Source organism: Leuconostoc falkenbergense, assembly GCF_045801155.1.
GTDB classification, from domain to species: domain Bacteria; phylum Bacillota; class Bacilli; order Lactobacillales; family Lactobacillaceae; genus Leuconostoc; species Leuconostoc falkenbergense.
The window spans coordinates 1,226,552-1,247,374 of record NZ_CP174386.1 but is presented as its reverse complement, the minus strand read 5'-3'; the positions used below and the strand labels follow the sequence as shown (position 1 = coordinate 1,247,374).

At 35.9% G+C, this 20,823-nt stretch carries 25 protein-coding genes; 24 read left to right on the top strand and 1 reads right to left on the bottom strand.

The genetic code is table 11. The annotated features are described in order from the left end of the window. Positions 1-88 precede the first annotated feature (88 nt). The 13 genes from ACI3ES_RS06205 (at position 89) to ACI3ES_RS06145 (ending at position 11,675) form a co-directional block, all read left to right on the top strand. Positions 89-865, top strand: a complete 777-nt coding sequence (locus ACI3ES_RS06205; protein ID WP_051000479.1) for an EAL domain-containing protein — start codon at positions 89-91, stop codon at positions 863-865. A gap of 91 nt (positions 866-956) precedes the next feature. Next, a complete protein-coding gene (locus ACI3ES_RS06200) occupies positions 957-2,015 on the top strand; it encodes a GGDEF domain-containing protein (protein ID WP_258552010.1) in 1,059 nt (352 codons plus the stop codon). Positions 2,016-2,096: 81 nt separating this feature from the next. After that, positions 2,097-2,870 carry a Firmicu-CTERM sorting domain-containing protein gene (locus ACI3ES_RS06195; protein ID WP_242029700.1) on the top strand — a complete coding sequence of 258 codons (774 nt, stop codon included), beginning with the start codon at positions 2,097-2,099 and terminating at the stop codon, positions 2,868-2,870. A gap of 132 nt (positions 2,871-3,002) precedes the next feature. Next, the gene (gene xrtG / locus ACI3ES_RS06190; RefSeq protein WP_407631946.1) at positions 3,003-3,461 is read left to right on the top strand and encodes an exosortase family protein XrtG; all 459 of its coding nucleotides are present in this window, start codon (positions 3,003-3,005) and stop codon (positions 3,459-3,461) included. Beyond that, positions 3,458-4,804 carry a TIGR03111 family XrtG-associated glycosyltransferase gene (locus ACI3ES_RS06185; RefSeq protein ID WP_407631945.1) on the top strand — a complete coding sequence of 449 codons (1,347 nt, stop codon included), beginning with the start codon at positions 3,458-3,460 and terminating at the stop codon, positions 4,802-4,804. The genes xrtG and ACI3ES_RS06185 overlap by 4 nt, the downstream gene beginning before the upstream one ends. Further along, positions 4,797-5,177, top strand: coding sequence for a 6-carboxytetrahydropterin synthase (locus tag ACI3ES_RS06180; RefSeq protein ID WP_114666963.1), 381 nt, complete (start codon positions 4,797-4,799; stop codon positions 5,175-5,177). The genes ACI3ES_RS06185 and ACI3ES_RS06180 overlap by 8 nt, the downstream gene beginning before the upstream one ends. Before the next feature lie 17 nt (positions 5,178-5,194). Continuing rightward, positions 5,195-6,778 (top strand): TIGR03766 family XrtG-associated glycosyltransferase, encoded by a 1,584-nt coding sequence (locus ACI3ES_RS06175; protein ID WP_114666964.1) that lies wholly within the window; start codon positions 5,195-5,197, stop codon positions 6,776-6,778. Positions 6,779-6,885: 107 nt separating this feature from the next. Then, positions 6,886-7,341, top strand: coding sequence for a Fur family transcriptional regulator (locus ACI3ES_RS06170; protein ID WP_114666965.1), 456 nt, complete (start codon positions 6,886-6,888; stop codon positions 7,339-7,341). A gap of 237 nt (positions 7,342-7,578) precedes the next feature. Beyond that, positions 7,579-8,484, top strand: a complete 906-nt coding sequence (locus ACI3ES_RS06165) for a metal ABC transporter solute-binding protein (RefSeq protein ID WP_114666966.1) — start codon at positions 7,579-7,581, stop codon at positions 8,482-8,484. 4 nt (positions 8,485-8,488) lie between these two features. Next, positions 8,489-9,172: an ATP-binding cassette domain-containing protein gene (locus tag ACI3ES_RS06160; protein WP_114666967.1), complete on the top strand. Its 684-nt coding sequence runs from the start codon at positions 8,489-8,491 to the stop codon at positions 9,170-9,172. After that, positions 9,165-9,953, top strand: coding sequence for a metal ABC transporter permease (locus ACI3ES_RS06155; protein ID WP_114666968.1), 789 nt, complete (start codon positions 9,165-9,167; stop codon positions 9,951-9,953). Before ACI3ES_RS06160 ends, ACI3ES_RS06155 begins: the two co-directional genes overlap by 8 nt. Before the next feature lie 139 nt (positions 9,954-10,092). Next, positions 10,093-10,575: an MscL family protein gene (locus ACI3ES_RS06150; RefSeq protein ID WP_114666969.1), complete on the top strand. Its 483-nt coding sequence runs from the start codon at positions 10,093-10,095 to the stop codon at positions 10,573-10,575. 104 nt (positions 10,576-10,679) lie between these two features. After that, a complete protein-coding gene (locus ACI3ES_RS06145) occupies positions 10,680-11,675 on the top strand; it encodes an AI-2E family transporter (RefSeq protein WP_004914052.1) in 996 nt (331 codons plus the stop codon). 46 nt (positions 11,676-11,721) lie between these two features. Here the strand turns inward: ACI3ES_RS06145 and ACI3ES_RS06140 are convergent, their stop codons facing one another. Continuing rightward, positions 11,722-13,332 (bottom strand): ParB/Srx family N-terminal domain-containing protein, encoded by a 1,611-nt coding sequence (locus tag ACI3ES_RS06140; RefSeq protein WP_407631944.1) that lies wholly within the window; start codon positions 13,330-13,332, stop codon positions 11,722-11,724. Between the two features lie 291 nt (positions 13,333-13,623). Between ACI3ES_RS06140 and ACI3ES_RS06135 the strand changes: the two genes are divergently transcribed. The 11 genes from ACI3ES_RS06135 to ACI3ES_RS06085 all read left to right on the top strand — a co-directional run bounded on the left by ACI3ES_RS06135 (position 13,624) and on the right by ACI3ES_RS06085 (position 20,816). Further along, entirely contained in the window at positions 13,624-14,052 is a 429-nt protein-coding gene (locus ACI3ES_RS06135; RefSeq protein WP_004914059.1) for a PTS sugar transporter subunit IIA, read from the top strand. A gap of 14 nt (positions 14,053-14,066) precedes the next feature. Further along, on the top strand, positions 14,067-14,561 hold the full coding sequence (locus tag ACI3ES_RS06130) for a PTS sugar transporter subunit IIB (RefSeq protein WP_114666971.1): 495 nt from the start codon (positions 14,067-14,069) through the stop codon (positions 14,559-14,561). A 24-nt stretch (positions 14,562-14,585) separates the two neighbouring features. Beyond that, entirely contained in the window at positions 14,586-15,446 is an 861-nt protein-coding gene (locus ACI3ES_RS06125) for a PTS sugar transporter subunit IIC (protein ID WP_084013703.1), read from the top strand. Between the two features lies 1 nt (position 15,447). Further along, positions 15,448-16,290, top strand: a complete 843-nt coding sequence (locus tag ACI3ES_RS06120) for a PTS system mannose/fructose/sorbose family transporter subunit IID (RefSeq protein WP_004914067.1) — start codon at positions 15,448-15,450, stop codon at positions 16,288-16,290. 17 nt (positions 16,291-16,307) lie between these two features. After that, entirely contained in the window at positions 16,308-16,592 is a 285-nt protein-coding gene (locus tag ACI3ES_RS06115; RefSeq protein WP_114666972.1) for a PTS sugar transporter, read from the top strand. 204 nt (positions 16,593-16,796) lie between these two features. Beyond that, positions 16,797-17,507 (top strand): hypothetical protein, encoded by a 711-nt coding sequence (locus ACI3ES_RS06110; RefSeq protein WP_080519353.1) that lies wholly within the window; start codon positions 16,797-16,799, stop codon positions 17,505-17,507. Positions 17,508-17,703: 196 nt separating this feature from the next. Next, on the top strand, positions 17,704-18,570 hold the full coding sequence (locus ACI3ES_RS06105; protein ID WP_080519354.1) for an ABC transporter ATP-binding protein: 867 nt from the start codon (positions 17,704-17,706) through the stop codon (positions 18,568-18,570). A gap of 1 nt (position 18,571) precedes the next feature. Continuing rightward, positions 18,572-19,438: an ABC transporter permease gene (locus ACI3ES_RS06100; protein WP_407631943.1), complete on the top strand. Its 867-nt coding sequence runs from the start codon at positions 18,572-18,574 to the stop codon at positions 19,436-19,438. A gap of 21 nt (positions 19,439-19,459) precedes the next feature. Continuing rightward, positions 19,460-19,915, top strand: coding sequence for a LytTR family DNA-binding domain-containing protein (locus ACI3ES_RS06095; protein WP_114666974.1), 456 nt, complete (start codon positions 19,460-19,462; stop codon positions 19,913-19,915). A gap of 10 nt (positions 19,916-19,925) precedes the next feature. After that, positions 19,926-20,330, top strand: a complete 405-nt coding sequence (locus ACI3ES_RS06090) for a DUF3021 family protein (protein ID WP_114666975.1) — start codon at positions 19,926-19,928, stop codon at positions 20,328-20,330. Positions 20,331-20,513: 183 nt separating this feature from the next. Beyond that, positions 20,514-20,816 carry a DUF2316 family protein gene (locus ACI3ES_RS06085; RefSeq protein ID WP_114666976.1) on the top strand — a complete coding sequence of 101 codons (303 nt, stop codon included), beginning with the start codon at positions 20,514-20,516 and terminating at the stop codon, positions 20,814-20,816. The last annotated feature ends 7 nt before the right edge of the window (positions 20,817-20,823 follow it).

Below are 20,823 nucleotides of genomic sequence, written 5' to 3'. Positions count from 1 at the left end.
TACATAAATTTAAATATAATGTTCTTCGTTAAAATAGTAAAGATTTTTAATTGACATAAATATTTGAAATTAAAGGAGCGATAGTGTTTTGAATACTATTATAACTGATGCAATTAAAAATTTTTACTTCGTAGGACAACCAATTCGACATTTAAAAAATGAACAGATAATAGAATTTGAATTACTTTTACGTAATAATATTGTCTCAGGTTTTCCCAAAGATGAGTATGCGTGGATGACAAAATCGGAAACAATCCATGCCAAATTTTTGAAGCATATTGTGCAGGAAGTGAACCGTATTTTAGTTGATAATCCAGAAATACATTTTTCGTTGAACCTTGATCAACAAGAAATTGAATACGAAACGACTTTCGAAATTATGAAGAATATTTCACAAGAAAATCGGTCTCGCTTAATTTTAGAAATCACTGAAATTCCAACGTTAAGACGTTATGGTCAGTATGGTGAAACGATTAATGTTTTGGCGTTTAAACGCTTAAAAAAATTGGGTTATCGACTAGCGTTGGATGACTTAACAACAGGTAATAATTCATTAGGCAATCTTGAAATTACGATTCAATATCTTGATCGTCTCAAGATTTCTTATCGTCATCTTGAGAAAATGATGACACCAGACGAGATTGTGCTGCAAATTCATTTGTTACAGTCGATTGTTGGTAGGCATGACATGGATTTAGTTGTTGAAGGGGTTGAGACGGAGAGTGTTTCTGACAACTTACAAACATTGGGCGTAAGCTTGCAACAGGGATTTTTGTTTAAAACCAATGCTTGTCCGACTGATTGTAAAAAACATGTTGAGAGGAATAAGCGTGATCAAAATGACGATCATTTCAGAATTTTTTAGCATATTCTTTGGCCTTTTTAACTTAACTAGTGTTTTTTCTTTTTTTATTGTCGTCGGCATTATTTCATTGTGCTGCATGATTTTAAATGCTATGGCATCAGCATTTCAGACAAAAAAATACGAAAATTTTCTACACTTCATTCGCTCCTTTGTACCGCTGTTTAGCATATTTATGTTGCAAAGTTATTTGCTTTCGATTGATAGTTATACACAATGGTTGACCGAATGTAATTTACAAGTTTTGTTGTGGTTTTATTTTCTATTAATGCTAAATGAACGGGGTCAAGTTTACATTTTAACCTTGGTTGCAACCATATTTTTTATTAACTTCAATTTTAATAGAGGTATTCATGATATCACGCCACTTAGCCTTGCAATAGCTGTAATAGGTTTGCTAGTCATCGCTGTTTCTGCCTTTGTTATTCAAAAATATTCAGTGGCAATTATTGAAAACAAATTATTATTTGTAATTGCAATGATTGTATTTGCTACGTCGTGGGGGTTATTGATTTTACCTAGTCAAGAACTTGATGTGCTCCTGTTTATTGCTCTGATTTGTAAGTTGATTGTTTATATGACCTGCATTCATTTGGTTAATAGCGTCGGTCGTATACAATATGAAGCTTTGATTGAACGTATTAATACTGATTTTTTGACGCAATTGAGTAGCCGTACCGCCTTTGAAAAAAGTTTTGACCAATCGTTTAAAGCGGCAAAAAATAAAACAATTCAACTAGCGTTTATCATATTGGATATAGATAATTTTAAGCTGGTTAATGATACTTATGGGCATTTAATAGGTGATGCTGTTTTAAAAGAGGTATCACACGCTATCAGGGAAAATATTGTTAACTACAAAGGTGCGGAGCTATTTCGAATTGGCGGCGAAGAGTTTGGCACTATTCTAGAAAATACAGATTATGCTGAGGCACAGAAAATGTCTTTAAATATTTTAAAGGCCGTCAATGAGCTCTCTGTGAATACTGATAAAGGCACTTTTGGCGTCACAATCTCAATTGGCGTTGCCGAGTGGCATGAAAAAGATAAAACCAAGGAAATGTTTTACAATCGCGCCGAGTCTTATCTATATTTTGCCAAAAACAATGGCAAAAATGCAGTTACTGTGGACGGCGTCATCGTGAACCGTTAAATAAATATTAGTGCAACGACAGCTTAGAAAGCCATCAATCATGACGATGGGGATTATACAATAGCGAGGATTATAGCAAACATGAAGAAAACAATGTTTACCATATTAGTATTAGTGATATCTCTACTCTTTGTCTCAACTCATTTAGTCGAAAGGGTATCGGCTGATTCCAGCAGTATTCAGATTGATGGCAATTTTAATGACTGGGATAACGTACCAGGGACTAAGTTGAATTCCAGCCAACCAGCTGATATTAACGGCACCCAAACTGATTTTCAACGTGATATCAAACTTTCATACGATGAGCACTATATTTACGTTTATATTGACAGCTGGTATGACTTAAATGCTGACATGTCAAATCATTTCAGTACATTAGACAAGTATGCGAATTTTCATCAACAGTATTATATATTTATTGATGGCAAACCCTATCAAATTCAACTCGGCAATGGCTCAGTAACTAATGGTGAGGGACACGCTTTTTCTGTTGATGTTTCACAAGCTTTTGGTGATTGGCAGCATTTAGTGCATGATACGCAAGGTGGCTATGTTGACGTAGAAACTGTTAAAGGTGATGAATCCAAGTTTAAATATGTCTATGAATTTCGAATTAGTCGCAAAGATTTAGCTGTTACAATTCCCGAAAATTCAGAAATTTCACTCACATCAAGTGGTGAGTATGATGATTTTGAAGGTAAAGATGGTCAATATTTTAAAGGCAAAGCTTCAATCACGTATGTGGGCGCTTCATCTGGGCCTTGGATTATTGCGTTTCTAGGTCTTCTCATTGCCTTTTTTGGATACCGATTGCGACTAAAGCGTCAAACAAAAGAAAAAAATACGGGTGTATAAAATGTTGATGAAAACAATCATTTTAATAGTAGTGCTCCTTTGGATATATAGCCTGTCAGTTTTTAAGCGTGCTAAACTAGATGCATTTTATTTTTTGATGGGGAGTTTAGGTTTATTTATTGTTTTAGTATTATGGAGCAAACCATACGCTATTTGGCTATTTTCAACCATTATGACGTGGGGTGTTGGTTTAGTTGCGCCTTTTTTGGCATTTTTAGTACATTACCTTTGGGTCATGTGATTCAAGTGCTATATCATGAACGAATTATTTTGATGAATGTTGACTACGAATGTTCTGGCATTGTTGAAACAGCAGCTTTTGTGAGTCTCATTTCGTTTTATCCAGTGTTTAAAGTGCAACAAAGATTGTGGCTTGCATTGACTGGTGTCGCTTTTATCTTTGCTGCAAACATTGTGCGATTAACTTTTGTGGCCACAAGTCTCCATCTTTTTGGCAGTGGTAGTTTCTTTCTAGCTCACTCCATTTTGGGAAGGCTCTTATTTTACGTACTAATGTTGACTTTTTACTTTACAATTTTCACTCGTGGGCAATTAATCCAAGTGGCATCGCAAAATCGGGAGACAACATGAATACATTTATCAATCAATTAATTCATCAGTTGGGTTTTTGGGCAAGTTGGTTGTTAATTCCAATACTATTTGAAATTATTCCGACACTTTGGCATTCTTTTCGGACCAATTACAGTAAAATATTGAATCAACCTTTATCCATACCGCAAAAATTACCGATGATTTCTATTATTTTACCTGTCTACAATTCGGAAAAAACATTATTTGAGTGCATTGAGTCAATTGTGAATACAACTTATCCAAAAGATTTGATACAAATGACGATTGTAAATAACAATAGCCAAGATAATAGTTTTCGTGAATTTGGTCGTGCGCAAGTTGCTTTTCCCAACGCACTTTTGCAATGGATTGACGCTGATCAAGGGAAAGCAAAAGCGTTGAATTCCGCAATTTATAATAGCATTGGTCAGTATATCATTAATCTTGATACAGATGGTATCTTACAGCCTGATGCATTACGTAATTTAGTGCTATATTTTGAAAATAATCCAGATATCGATGCTGCTGCTGGCGCCGTTTTGACTAATAAGAAAATGATTCAGGATACAAAAAAGTGGCAGGAACGGGTTTTAAGAGTTAATGAGTACTTCGAATATTTACAGGCATGTATGTTTGGTCGAAGCATGGAATCAGCTAAGAATCAGCTATTTACAATGTCAGGGGCTTTCTCTGCTTTTAAACGTGAAACATTAGTCAGCACCTATATGTATAACGTCGATACAGTTGGCGAAGATACGGATATGACGTTTCAAATTCGTGAGCGATTAGGAAAAAAGGTCGGTTTTTGTTACAAAGCGATTTTCTATGTTGAACCCATTGATGGCGTTTCAGAACTTTACACGCAGCGACAAAGGTGGCAACGTGGACAGTTTGACGTTTCGTCAGACTTTTTGGCAGAAGATATGCACATCGGCAATTTCTTCAAGAACTTCATGGTGAGTCGTTTAATGGTTGATCATACGTTCCTGTTTCCTCGTTTGATATGGACGATTGGTTTATTTGTCTTAGTGTTTTATGGTTATTCAGCTGTTCTAATTTTGGCGTCCTTTGTGTTAATGTATTTACTTTATGTGCTATTTTCGATTTTAATTTATTGGCAAGTAAACAGAATGTTGACTGATTTCAAACAAGAAAAAAAGTATCTTAAAAGAAAATGGTGGGTTGTCTTAACGTTACCGCTCTATAACATGATTGTATCAATCATTAGATTCATTGGTATCATCAACATGATTACAAACTCTGCAACGTGGCGCACAAATAATTTTAAAAATGAACTGAAAGTCATTAAACAAATCATTTTGGATGACTTATCTCGGTTTAAGAAAGGCAAAACAGATGATTAAAAAAAATTATCAATATAAATTACGCACCTTTATTAACGCGAGCCACGCCATTCGTTGGGCTGATGGGCAAGGGACGATACATCCTCACACTTGGGAAGTAGTGCTAAATATCATACCACCTGTTGCGTCAACATCTGAAGTTGTTAAATTTGAAGATATTGAGTTACTAGTCCAAAATTATTTACAGAAATATGCGGGGCAAACGCTAAATGATATAGCACCGTTTAGAACAATTAATCCGACATTAGAAAATTTCGCTGATGTGTTGTTTGATGAATTAACAGCTGCACTAGATGTCATTCATTTTCAATTAGTGCAATTAGATTTGGGTGAATCGGCAAAACGATTCTATTCAATTTCTCTTGCTGATTGAGAAGAAAGGCTTAAACATTGACAAAATTTAAATTGGCATTTTTTAAATTTGGGAATCATCTGATTGATTATCTATTTTACTTTTTTATTTTTATTTCTCTATATTTTGCTTTGATGTCGCCAAATTTGACGCTTGGTGACACATTAACACCCCAAACATTGGGTGAAGGCACAACGTGGGTGACCATTGTATTTTTATTGTTGATGGTTGGTATTGCGTCAGCTTTCTTTGTGTTTAAAAAATTTCGGTTATCGATGTTATGGCTGTTTAAGGATAAAGGCAGTATTGTTGCACCAATTATATTATCTCTAGTCATACTGATTCAAGTGATATTTGTGTTGCATACGCATCCAAGTATCGGATTCGATCCGGGTGCCATACACGAAGGTCTCCTGCCTGATCATAGTAATGAATTGAAAGCATACTTTAGTATGTACACCAACAACTTGGCTTTGTTGTTATTGCAACATCAAATTGCCGTATTTTCAAATAGTACATCTTGGCTATTATTTGATATTGTTAATGTCATTTTCCTTGATGTTGCAGTTTTACTAAATATTTTGATAGTAGCTTTAATTGATCGCCAGAAAGTAATCGCCACCATATACATGCATGCTATTTGGATTTTGGTATTTCCTGTGATTTTAGTACCATACTCGGATGTCGTTGTCATGCCCTTGGTTTCTGGATTAATCTTGACATATGTCATCGCACAAAAGTCTAATTTTAAGTTAGTGTGGCGTTTATTCGCCACGTTGGGAAATGGCTTTTTCCTAACGGCAATTTATTTTATAAAGCCATCGGCTATTGTGCCTATGATAGCTATTGTGGCGGTTGAATTTCTTTATCTTTTTAGAAATTCAGTGGGAATTGACGTTCAGTGGCAAAAACTTAAAAGTATTATGATAGCACTATTGCTATGTGTGGGTGTCGTTACAAGTTATGCTTATGTTAATCATCAAATAGAGTCACAACAAGTGATTGAAATTGCACCACATCGCACTGTGCCAGCAATTCATTTTATTAATATGGGTGTGAGTGGAAATGGGGGCTATAATGCTAAAGACGCATTGGCAATGGGTAGGCAGCCCAGTCAAAAAGCAATGGTTGACTACTCAAAAAAACATCTTATTGCAAGATTGAAAAAGCGAGGTTTTTTTGGTTATATTAAGTTTCTTATTTCTAAACAAAATAGGAACTCTTCAGATGGCACTTTTGCATGGCTAATTGAGGGAAACTTTATGACTGCTAAGCCTACTGGAGCAGGATTGACGCGACTATTTGAAGATTTTGTTTATCCGGAGGGAAAGTATTTATCTGATTTTCGATATATTGCTCAAGTTGTTTGGATTTTATTACTGTCTATGATTGCATTAGGCTGGCGTAGCAAAAATAAATTGACTCAAATATTAAGACTGTCTATTGTTGGTTTATTCATGTATCTCTTGATATTTGAAGGTGGCCGTTCCCGTTATTTAATTCAAGGACTGCCAGTTTTTTGGTTAATGGCTGCACTAGTGTTACCTGATACAATGGCAATGTTACGGTCCAAATTAAAATGGCTCCAAAAAGATGTGCCAACGCAAACAATGAAAAAATAATTATCTAACAGATAGACACTAAGCAAAAGAATTGGACTATTTTCGTTTTTTGAAGCATAATAGCTTATGTAATGATTAAGTGACATGTCGATAGAGGTTTAAAGTAGATGGCTGATAACATAGCACAATATGATAAGGGCTTAGCAATACTGGAAAAAAGTGACTTGCGGACAACGAAGCAACGCAAAGATTTGTTGAAATTTTTGTCTGATTTTGAAAATCGTTATGTGTCAGTGACAGAGGTTGATGATTATATGCAAAGCATTTACCCAAATGCCAGCCATACGACGACATATCGCAACATCAAAGAATTCACGGATCTTGGTATTATTGAGCAACGATCTGAAAATGGTCAGTTAAAGGTTAAGTATCAATGTGACTTTGTGTCACCACGTCATGGTCACTTCTTTTGTCAAAATTGTCATCGTGTGATTAAGATAGATTCGACATTGTCGCCGCAATTACAGTCTCAATTGCAACAATTTTTGGTCTTAAACGTCAAATTGGAGATATTTGGATTGTGTGACATTTGCCAACAGGAACGTGAAAAAAATAACAATTAAAAGGCAACTACCACAGTGTAGTTTTTTTTTTGTGCCCAAAATAAAAAGTAATGATTACTTTTAATTGACTTAAATAGTAATCATTACTATAATTGTAAACGTGCTAGTATTTTTGAACAATCAATCGTTTGTCCGGAGAATGGTTGTTGCTTGAAATATTAACATATAATCGTTCTGCTAATGCGGAAATGTAAAATTTGTAGACAATAGAATATTTTGAAAGATGGGTAAAAAATAATGAAACGACGTGTTACCATTGGCGCAATTATTGTTGCCATTTTGGCAGTAATCCTTGTCATTGTGTGGGGTCAACAGACAAAGCAGGCAAAAAGTAGTCATCAAGATGACAAAATAAAAGTTGTTTCTTCAGTTGATTTTTACGGTGAAGCTGCCAAAGCAGTACTGGGCAAATATGGTTCAGTAACATCAGTCATTACAAATCCCAACGTGGATCCTCATGATTATGAACCAAGCGCCAAAGTAGCAAAAGAAGTTGCCAATGCTGATTTTGTTGTTTACAATGGCATTGGTTATGATTCATGGATGGCAAAGTTAGCAAAAAATGACAAAATCACTTCCGTTCGCGTTGGTGAAGATGTCTTAAACAAAAAAAATGGCGATAATCCGCACTTATGGTATCAAAGTCAAACAATGCCAAAATTAGTGACTTATCTGTCAAATAAGTTCGCCAAAATTGATCCAAAACATGAGGCGCAATTCAAAGCAAATGCCAAAAAGTACATCTCCTCACTCAAACCAATTACAACAAAAATTGATGCATTAAAAGCTAATTCAGATAATAAAAAAGTTGATGTGAGCGAACCTGTTTTCGATTATGCACTTGCAGAACTAGGCTATACCGAAAATAATACTCATTTTGCTAAGTCAGTCGAAGATGGCACAGATCCATCACCGAAGGATATCAAAGCGATGCAAGATGATATCAAAAATCGTCGAATTACCTTTTTTGTCCAAAATACTCAAGCAAGCGACAAGACGGTCATAGAATTAGTTAAATTGGCAAAGCAATATTCTGTACCAGTGTTAAAAGTAACTGAGACAATGCCCAAAGGGAAGACTTATAGTCAATGGATGTTAGCCCAATATCAGCAATTGGCAGACATTCAAAAATCAGAAAAATAGGCAAATGGTTGAAAAAATTTTAAGCGTTAAAAATTTAGACGTTAGTGTACCCAATAAAACATTGATTAAATCATTGTCTTTTGAGGTGTTCACTGGTCAAATATTATGTATCACTGGAGATAATGGTGTCGGGAAAACCACTTTGCTAAATACTTTGCTGGGGGAATCAAAAAAAGTTAAAAAGATATCGAAACACGTTGATTTTAGTGTTTCATTTGATGCCATTCAAGTTATTCCACAATTTAGAGAGATTGATGATGATTATCCGCTGAGTGTTGAAAATTTTATGACACTGAACTTGACACATCGCTTAAGTCCTTGGTTGTCACATTCTGAAAAAGCATTACGTGCCCAAGTGGCTGAATGGACGAATTTAAACCAAATTTTGAAACAACCAATGGGCAAAACATCTGGTGGTGAGAAACAACGTGCGTACCTTGCTCAGGCTTTGATGGCAGAACCTCAGTTATTGATTTTAGATGAAAGTACTTCTAATTTAGACCGTGATTCACGAATTGAGTTATTACGTTTAATTAAAGAGATAAGTGTTAGTGAAGATATAACAGTGGTTTTTATCACGCATGATCCAGAGCTTGTTGCCATGTTTGCTGACGTTGAACTGCATATTCAAAACCACAAGGGTGTCATCAGAAAAGCAGAATTAGAGAAAGGAATTGCCAATGTTTGAATATGCTTTCATGCAATATGCTTTTATTGCTAGTTTCTTTATCAGTCTGATTTGTGCGGTGATGGGCGTGTTTGTCGTTGCCCGTAAAACTGCTTTTTATACACATACTTTATCCGAGATTAGTTTTTCAGGGGCGAGCTTTGCTATCTTTGCCGGGCTTTCACCAATAACTGGTATGCTAATTTTTACGATGACAAGTTCAGTTTTTGTTTCCTTAGCGGGGCGAAAAATCAGTCAGCGTGAATCTTCGGTTAGTGTTTTTTCGGCAATTTTTATAGGGCTAGGTGTTTTATTTTTATCATTGTCTAATAAGCAATCAAGCTATGCGACGAGCATTCTATTTGGCAGTATTGTTGGTATTAGTCGTGACAATCTAACTGAGTTGTTAATATTAATTGCGATTATAGGTGTTATTTCAGTTTTGCTATTTCGCAAGTTGAAATACATTACTTTCGATCCAGCTGGGTCTGGCTATAATTCAAAATTTGCGGTTTGGATTTCCCTCATTTTTTTGATGTTAGTTGCCTGTACGGTCAGTGTCACGGCGCAAATAGTTGGCTCGCTGTTAATCTTTTCGTTATTAACAATTCCAGCTTCATCAGCTAAATTTTTAACCACTTCAGTGCATAGTATGATTGGGTTATCCTTTATTTTTGCGCTGTTTGGTACATGGATGGGACTGTATTTAAGTTACATCACAAATTGGCCAGTAAGTTTCTTTATCACCGTCATTGAGGGTGTGATTTATGGTGTCAGTTTGATGATTGCCAAGATGTCTTGAAAAATAGAAACTTGATATTAAATGACGTTACGAGAGTAACGTTTTTTGTTGATTAAGGCAGTTGAAAAAAGCAAGATATCATGGAATAATAGCAATTAGTAATGAAAAAATGTTAACTCAAAACGTTTAAGGGGATGTCATGGGTAAAATTAGAATCAAAATTAAAGATAATCTTGCAACGGAACAAGCGGATCAATTTCGAAAATTCATTACATCACCTGCCATTATTCAACTATCAATTGGTGTTATCGTTGGTGGTAGCTTAACAGATTTGATTAAGAGTATCATTAGTCTTGCTTCAAATATCTTTTACTTTTGTTCAGTTATATTGGTGTCCAAGCAACATACCGCCGATATCTACTTAGTCCTGAATCCATTGCGGGTAGTTTTTGAAAACGTTTTGACATTATGTGCGATTGCTGCCTGTGTATTTTTCTTTGTTAAATTAGTTAACAAATTCTTAGTGAAGGAAGCGTCAGAAGCCTTTGGTTACAATGCGCAATTGGAAGAAACGAAGCAATTACGCAAAGCACAAGAGGCGACGAATGAGTTGTTACGCCAATCATTGCACATGCAATCTGAAATGTTAAAAAATCAGCAAAAAGAGCAGGAAAAAAATTAATATCAGACTATCCTTTGTGTTAAATAGGGGAAAATAAAAAAAACAGTTATAAAACAGCAATATTTCATATATAATAGATTCATATATATTAATTGGGGGATTTCATGGATTTATTAACATCACTAAAAAAGCGCCCGTTGTATCGGTACTTTGTTCTTTTTGTCATCATTTTGTTGATTGCTTGTTTGAAACAGTTTATGACATTACTCTTGTTGACGATAATTTTTGCTTATTTAGCAATGAACGCTGGAAAACGCGTTTCTCATTTTCTAAAATTATCACGATCTTTGTCAATAGCACTGGTTTATGTTGTCTTTATTGGGGTGATAGCGTTTGCTATTGATCGAGGCGCTAACACAGTGATTCATCAATTTGATAGTATGGTCAAGTTGGCAACTAATCTTAACTGGCATTCGAATTCGTTTTTAGAAACGATATATAAGAATTTTCATCAATATATTGCTTCAGTAAATACTAGTCAGTTGATTTCACAAGGTTTGACACAGCTCAATCAAGTTGGTCATGTCCTCTATGAATTGATTTTAGCCTTACTATTTAGTTTTATTTTTAGTATGACATATCCGCAACTGCGGTTATGGTCAATGAATTTTTTGCACAGTCCTTATAAAAAATTCTTTGGTGAGTTTTATATTATTGTTCACCGTTTTATCATCATATTGGGAAAGTTGTTTGAAGTACAATTGATGATCTGTTTGATTAACACAGCCATTATGATGGTTGTGTTGGCATTTTTACAGTTTCCATACTTGTTAGGCTTTACCGTCATGATTTTCATTTTGGGTTTGATACCAGTGTTCGGTGTCATTATTTCTTTGATTCCATTGACTATTACAGCGTTCATTATTGGAGATTGGAATACAGTTATTATTATTTTGGTTGCGATTGCTTGTATTCACTTTTTTGAATCATATTTCTTACATCCACATTTCATGTCACACCGTACACATATGCCGATTTTAGTCATATTGCTGAACTTGATTATTATGGAAAAAATGTTTGGTGTATGGGGACTGGTGATTGGTTTACCAATTCTGACATTCTTGCTTGATTTCTTCAGAATTCAAAAATTTAATAATTAATATAACATAAAAAAGAGTAAATTATTTTACTCTTTTTTTGTGGTTATTAAAATAATTTAAAACGTTTATAGCTAAAACTAACACTCGCCATCAATACCAAGGCTATCATGACAGGACTGATGATAATTGGTTGTTTAACCATAGTTCTTGGCAATTCAAGGTGTTGCTTGTGATTATGTTTTGGTGACGTATTGGTTGCTGTTTTGACTGATGATACGGGTTTTAGTGCGTCAATTTTTGCTTGTAGTGATTCAACTTTGGTATTTAACTCATTTTGTGTACCATGGTTTGTAATCAAGGCTTGTATTTCTGCGATTGCATTTTTGATGCTTTGATAGTGGGTTGAATCGTATTGTGTGGCTGTTAATTTGTTGAAGCGGGTTACTTGTTGCTCAAATTGTGTTGTATCTAATATTTCAGTTGTTGGTACTTTGACTAAGTTGCGCAATGCTTGCTCAATTTGTGACGTTAAACTATCTAAATCTGTTTGTGATCCATTGTTAGATATGAGTTCATTTGCTTTTGTTATCAAATCATTGACCTTCTGATAACTGTCTTTTGTGTAGTCTGACGCCGATAGTGATTTGAAAGTGGCAACTTGTTTTGTCAGTTGTTCTGTATTGAGATCAAATAATGTTGTATTTGAAGTAGCTAATGCCGGTGTATTGGTTAAAAAAGCAAGGGCCTCGGTTAATTTTTGGCGTTGTGCCGCTATTTTTGTGTCGTCAAAAGTTGATTGAATGCCAAGCATTGATGGTGTCACGCCATATGGTATGGTGAGCACTTTGTTGAATAGTGCAGTGTAGGTGGTGTCACCATTAATCAGCTTTTGCAAAATAGCATTTCCTTTGTTAAAAGCAGTGAGATAATCGTCTTGGGATTCAAATGACAAGCCTTTAAATTCGCCAGTACTTGTCAAAAACATGCCTAAATAAAATTCAGCAAAGTTTGCGGTGACGTTATCTTTGTCAATAGCACTTTTCCGCCAAAAGTAGGCAAGGCTTCGAAATGGGTCGTTAACAAATTCATTAGCATACATATGCGTTGGTAGTCGATCAAGGCTAAATGACTGATACTCACCAGTTTTGACATTGAATGCCATAGGCAACACTTGATTGTTGTTGATTAACTTTTTATAAAAATCTGCCATAGAAAGTGAACTGTAATCTGCAATTACTTCCACGTTGATGGTATCAAACCCTAAATTGTACTGTTGTTTGATAAATTCGTATGTGGTTGAGCCGTGATGACCATCAGTTGCGTACAAAGTGCCACCCGGTCCTTTGATAACTGGTACTTTTGCTGTACTGTCGTTGGTTAATTTCGCATCTGGAATAACTGATTGAATACTATTAGTTTTATAGGTCGTTTTGTCTGTCTGTGAAACACCATTCAATGAGTAAAGGCCATTGGTATAGCCATTATCATCATTAAAATCATTGTAATAATCTTTAGTTAAGGCACCATTTTCAACGTAAGTTGATATTTTCGAAGCAATTTGGGCTTTACCAACTGCCGCTTGAGTGGAGTGAATGGTAGAAATTGGCACATTATATTCAGTTTTATTGTCTGCGCTGACATTGGCGACACCAACAAAAATGGCTGCCACTAATCCAGCAACAGTTGCTGAAATTTTGGAAAAACGTGTTGTGATCATAATCTTCCTCTGAAATATTTATTATTAAGATAATGGTAAACCACTGAATTAAAAGCACTGCAAAGAACAGGTAAAGATGTTGTATGTGAGAAAGAGAAAAATTTCAAAAATGGTCTAGTAACAGGATTGTATTATTTAAAATGATAACTTTTGTAATTTTGTATTGTATTTTTTAGTGTGCAAGAGTAAAATATTATTTAGGTTATGGAAGCGCTTACATTTAACCCTGTAAAAAATGATATGATGTCGAAACATGATTTCATTTTGTTCATGAAAGTTAGGAGAAAGAGAATGAATTATCTCATTTTGGTGAGTCATGGTCGATTTTCGGAGGGCTTGAAAGATGCTCTTAGTATGTTTATTGGCGATGAAATAAAAACGGTGAAGGCAGTGGGGATGCATTCTGGTGAAGACACGGCAAAATTTGAAGAGCGGTTTAAAGCACTTTTATCAGAATTGGAGCCTGACGCGAATTTGATCGTACTTGGCGATATTATTGGCGGGAGTCCTTTAACAACTGCAATCAACATTATTCACCAAAGTGGTCAATTGTCGAAGACAACGATTCTTGGCGGCATGAATTTCCCGATGGCGTTAAATGCAGCCATTTTAAAAGACAGCCTTGATCCAGATAATTTGACACAAGCTGTCTTGACCGAAGCTACCACAGCTGTAAAAAAATTTGAGTTATCAGCAGATGATGACGATGATGAAATTTGAAAGGAAGAACAATTATGAGTATTTCATTTGTAAGAATTGATGACCGCATTATTCATGGTCAAACAGTGACACGTTGGGCTAAAGAATATCCTTGTGATGGTTTGATTGCCGTTAACGACGCAGCAGCAAATAACCCAGTCTTGAAGGATGCTTTCAAGAGCGCCTCTGAAAAGAAGACGTTTGTTTGGACATTGGCACATTTTAAGGAAAAGGCACAGAAAGTGCTTGACTCAGACCGCCGATATTTCTTGATTACAAAAACACCTCAAGATATGAAAACAATTTTGGTAGATTATGGTTTTTTGCCAAGTAGTGTCGATAAGGTGATTGTCGGGCCAGCCAACGATAGACCTGACGCTGTTAAACTGGGAAATAATCAGTCGATTACACCCGCTGAAGCCAAGGCACTTGATGCCATTCAGACACAGGGTTATCAAGTCAAATTCCAGCTTTTGCCCGATGTGTCAATCGGTTACTGGAATGATTTCAAAGGGAAATTTAATTTGTAAACTAACATCAAAGGAGTTAGGAATATGACAATTAGTTGGATACAAGCAAGTATTCTGGGCATTTTCGCTAGTTTATCGTCAATGCCTGGTATGGCTGGCTCAACTATCGGAAACTATACATTAGGTCGTCCTTTAGTAGGTGGTTTAGTCTGTGGACTTGTGTTAGGTGACTTGAAAACTGGTATCGCCGCAGGTGTGGCAATGCAATTAGTATATATCGCTTTGGTGACACCGGGTGGTACGGTGTCTGCTGATTTGCGAGCGGTCTCGTATATTGGTATTCCACTGGCAATGGTGGCAATTCACTCGCAAGGTTTGGCGGCTACTTCGACAAACGCGGCTGATTTAGCCAAGTCAATGGGTACATTGGTTGGAACTGTTGGAACTGTTTTGTTCTACGGTACGGCAACAATGAACTTGGTTTGGCAGCATATTGGTTGGCGAGCAGTTGAAAAGGGTGATTTCAAAAAGCTTTATGCGGTGGATTGGGGTTATCCTTGGATTTCTCACTTTATCTTTTCATTCATTCCAACACTGTTGATGACACATTTTGGATCAAGTGCCGTTACTGCGCTGAAAACAGCACTACCAATGGATGGCATTCCAATGAAAACGTTATTCACTGTTGGTGCACTACTACCTTGTGTGGGAATTGCAATCTTGTTAAAGCAAATTGTTGATAGCCCACTTGATTTTATTCCGTTCTTTGTTGGCTTTACTTTTGCTGCTTCATTGCATTTGAATTTAGTCTCAGTCACAGTTGTTTCGTTGATTTTCGCAATGATTTTCTACAAGTTGGACATGGCTATCAGTACTAATCGACAAGCGGTTCCGTCAGGGACAACATCGACCATCGATGATGATGAGGAAGACGAGGATATTTAAAATGGATAACACAGAAAAAAAGACAATTTCTCGTAAGACATTAAATAAGTCATTCCATCACTGGTTTTACGGTCATCTCACAGTGTTTTCACAAGAGCATATGCAAACCTTTGGTTATTTGACTTCAATGTTACCAATTGTTGAAGAATTGTACGATAACAAAGAAGATCAAGAAAAAGCCATGAAGACCTATACAGCGTTCTTCAATACAGAACCACAGTTGGGTACAGTGATTGTTGGTGTGACAGCAAGTTTGGAAGAAGCACGTGCAAACCATGGTAATGTGGATGATACAACAATTAACGGACTTCGTGCCGGATTAATGGGACCAATTGCTGGTATTGGTGATTCTTTGGTGGTCGGCACACTGATTCCAGTTATTCTAGGTATTGCTTTGGGTATGTCTGATGGTGGATCGCCATTGGGTGCCATCTTCTATATTATTGTATGGAACTTGCTTGGATACTTTGGTATGCGTTTTGCCTACTTTAAAGGATACGAGCTGGGTGATAAAGCTGTTGGTATTTTAGTTGGTGCGCAAGGAAAAGCTATTCGACGTGCAATCGCTACTGTTGGTGGTATGGTCGTTGGTGGTGTTGCCGCAACTTGGGTTACAGTCAAAACGTCATTTAAATTAACAAATTCATCTGGCAAGGCCTACCTTGTCCTTCAGGATAAGTTGGACTCTGTCTATCCCGGTTTGTTGACGGCGCTGTTTATTGTGGCGTGCTGGTGGTTAATGGCTAAAAAGAATATCTCACCCATCAAGGTGATGTTGATTTTGGTAGTCGTTGCTTTGATTGGTGTACTCCTTGGTTTCTTCAACCCAGGACTAAGTTATTAATAAAAGAAAGGCGTTTCATGAAGATGAGCACACAAGATTATAATAAAAACTATCAAAAAGAAGTGTCTTATCAAAAGACAATGCTCAAGAATCTATCACGCTGGCAGTCATTTTTCTCAATGCTAGTTGGGATAAGCATTTTGATGATGTACTTCTTTGTCAAGCATAACTGGTGGTTGTTTGGCACTGGTGTTGTTCTTGGTATTTTGAATGTTGTGGCAGTCTTCACAGTTGGTTACGCTATCTACCGCGGCAAACAAAATTTGGCCAAGGTCATACAGTATTACGGCCATCAAAAGTAAGAAATGAAAATGGTTGTCCTTGTGATGGGACAACTATTTTTTGTTGTAGAGATTAAATAACTGTGGAAAATGCGATTTTTTAAATTGTTTTCAAATAACCTCAAAAAGAAGTCAATGTCAAAGAAACTAATATTACATTTCTTTTATATTAATATTGGTGGTATACTTTACTTTGTTTGAAAATGAGAAAGTTGAGGGGATAGAATGGAAACTATTTTAGGAGCTGCAGTATTACTGTTTTTGCTAACTTTTGTCGTGTTTTTAGTTTTGGCAATCGTGCAACGTAAACAACACTTAAAAAAGTGGTTACTGTTTTCTTTTGGATCATTGATTTTAGTTATTATTTTTGCACTCATTCCTAGTGATACAAAAACTAAAGATAACACTTCTGAAAAAAGCAGCGCGACAAAATCTAGTCAAGCAAAAGATAAAAGCATGGTACTTAACAAACCACTACAATATAAGGGTTCTGTTAATGGCGTTGACCTAAGTATTACCAAAGTGGTTATTAAAAAAACGGATAAAAGAGATACTAATGACTACACGGACGCGGAAGAGAATATTAATAAAAATGAACTTCCCAAAGAATATTATCGCGTCTCGCTTTTTTATACAATAAACAATACGACAAATAGAGAAATTGATACTAGTTCTACAAATGGCGGAGATTATTTAAAAGTAATTGATGGCAATAATATGACCTATTCTAGTTCTGGCACATTTGGTGCTTACGAATTTGACAATTATCTTGGTAAAATAGAGCCACATACCAGCATTAAGTCTTCTATCGAAATTTTGACCAGTAATAAAAATTTTAATTTGCAAAACTTGCGAGTTGTTGTTGATCATACTGGCGTCACGCCTGGAACAGATTCAGATGATTTTGCACCCGGTGGCACAATAACATTTAAATAGACAAATACTAATAGATAAATTAAAACCGATAACTTCAGCAAACTAATGTTTAGAAAGTTATTGGTTTTTTTATGTTTAAATAGCTAAATTATTTTTATTAATTTTTACCGCTTACCAAACGAATTCAACCGGTTGGCAGAATTTGAATCAATGTTGAATCGTACTTTGTTATACTCATTGTTGAGGAGGTTAAGTCATGATATTGAAAACAATTAACTTAACACAAAAATATGGTAATCATATCGCTGTTGATGGTATTAACATGAATATTGAAAAAGGGAGTTTAACAGCTGTCCTAGGGCCAAATGGTGCGGGAAAATCAACTACAATGAGGATGTTGACCGGTATTCGCAAGCCTAGCTCGGGTGACATAATATATGCACCAAATACGACGATAGGTGTTGTTTTTCAAAATAGTGTGCTTGATGATCAGCTGACTGTAAAAGAGAATTTGATGATTCGGGCCAAACAGTATCGAAATGTCGGTTTGAAGCAAGTTGACATTTTGATTCACGATTTGGGATTGACTCAGTTTTCCGGTCAATTATATGGGACACTGTCAGGCGGTCAAAAAAGACGTGTTGATATTGCTCGAGCACTGTTAAATAGTCCAGATATTTTGTTTTTAGATGAACCAACAACTGGTCTTGACATTCAGACAAGACTAGCAATTTGGCAATTACTGTATGACTTGCAGCAGAATCGTCAGTTGACAATTGTACTGACAACGCATTATTTGGACGAGGCAGATCATGCTCAACAGGTCTATATTGTTGATCATGGACAAATTATTGCCAGCGGTTCTGCTGATGAGATCAAGCAGCGCTATGCCAGCAATCAATTAACATTATTTTGTCCAAATGCAAAACAGTTGAATGAAACATTATCACCAGATATGGTTAGCCAAGTGATGAACGAACATGAGTTACTTATCAAAACTGCCAGTATCACAGAGGCAATTTCGCTAATCACACAACATCAGTCAATTTTAACCAATTTTGAATATCGTTTAGGTACGATGGATGATGCGTTTGTGACATTAACTGGAAAGGAGATGCGTTAATATGTTGGCTATGGTAAAACGTAACATGATGTTGTATTTTAGAAATCGTAGCGGGGTAATTTTTTCACTTCTTGGCGCACTCATTTCCTTTGTTCTCTATCTAGTCTTTCTAAAAAAAGGGATTTCATCTAATTGGGCGGGCATTAGTCATAAAAATCAATTGTTAGATACTTGGTTAATAAGCGGAACACTTGCCATTACAGGTATTACAACGACTTTAACGGCACTCTCACAAATGGTAAAAGATAAAGAACAACATGTGCTGGAAGACTTGTCTTTAACCGATGCTGGCCCATTGTCAATTCATTTTGGCTATTTGATAAGCGCGACTTTTATTGGGTTTATCATGCAATTAGCCATGTTAGTTGTCATGGGGTTATATTTTGTGGTAACTGATAAAATATCGTTTCAAATATCACAAGTTGTGCCGACATTAGGTATAATGGTGTTGAGCGCTATATTGGCAACGTTAGTTAATGCTATATTAGCCAGTCGTTTTCAAACAGTCGATAGTTTTGGAAAACTGGCAACCATTATTGGTACTGCATCAGGATTTTTAGTTGGTACTTACATTCCAATTGGATCACTACCAACTTTTGCACAAACAATCATGAAAATGACACCGGCCTCTTATATTGCCTCGCTGTATCGCCAAGTATTGATGAACGATACGATCAAAGATACGTTTCAACAGACTAATGCTATCCGATATTTTAATCGTTTAATGGGCGTTCAAATTAAATGGTCATCACTGTTGAGTTTAGTACAGACTTATAGCATTGTCGGTGCACTGATTCTGGTTGCATTTTTAATTGTTTTGCTACCAAGCTTTATTGCACAAAAACAAAGACAAAACTTACTTAATTAAACAAACGAGGTTAAGGCAAATATGAAAATTGTCTTTCAAATCAGCACAGAAGTTCCTGATGAGCAGCCAATGGTAATCGTCCGAGCAAAAGAAAATAGCTTAGAAACGCAACGTTTGATGGCTTACATTCGTCAATATCAGTCAGAGACTGCCAATCTTGTGACGGTTAAGGCGGAAGATGAGATAATCGTTTTGAAGGTTGAGACAATTATTTTGCTTGACGTTGTTGATGATGAATTATTAATTTATACAACAGAGCGACTAGTATGTACGAAAGAAAGGTTGGTTCATTTTTGCCAACGCATTAAAAATCAATACTTCGTTCAAATATCCAAACACGCTGTCATCAATATTAATCATTTACAAAGCCTCTCGGAGAGTTTTGCAGGCAATATGACCGCGCACTTAACTCAGGATAATCAATCTGTGGTCAGTCGGCGATATGTAAAAGACTTGATTGCTCGTTTGTCGGTTTGAGGAGATAGAAATGATCAAAGAAATTTTGCGTCACGTGATTCATGGGTTTGGCTATGGGTCGTTCATTTACATGATTTGTATTATCTTTTTTTCTGAACCAACACATGTTGATCCTATCAACACGTTAATTGTACTAGTGATGAGCGGCTTAATTGGTATTTTATCAATGATTTTTGACATTGAACGATTTTCATATCTTGTCGCTCTCATACTACATTTTATAGGTACGCTAATGATAACTTTAGGTGCTGCGTCGTTAACTTTGGGGCTACCTGAAGTTTTGTATGAGCCCACCTTTTGGTTGAGCTTTTTGACAATCTATATTGCGGTTTGGATAATTATCAAAATCAATTTGCATTTGAAAGTTGAACGCGTTAATGAATCCATTGCTAAATTTCATAAACGTTCAGATTAATCATTAGAAATGCGCCAAATATTGGCGTTTTTTTGTGTGCTTTGCAGTTAAAATCAAATTTCTTTACGTAAAAGTGTGAAAGCATTATACTCGTTGTATTACATAAATCATAATTATGTTGGTTTAACAATTGATAATAGCTTTATTAACATCGTGAACTGAACAATGAAAGGGGGGAGTGACATGTCTCTAAATTCTACTGAGCGTTTCAATACAAGTAAGGAACTCAAGGAAAATCTCAAAATGAGCCATTTAGCAATTGAGGATGTGGCAGCCGCGTTAAACACTTCTGTTTCAAAAATCAATCAGATATTAGAATTGGATCACGTTGCGCCCGAAGACCCTTGGATTTTGAAAGAGTATTTGTCGGAACAATTATGTCAACAAGGACTAACGGGTTATCCATATTCAAAATTAGTGGGTGATTTTCGTAATTATTGGTTTTTGAGTACCAGAAAAATTTACAAGCGACAACTGTCAAAATAATTTAAAT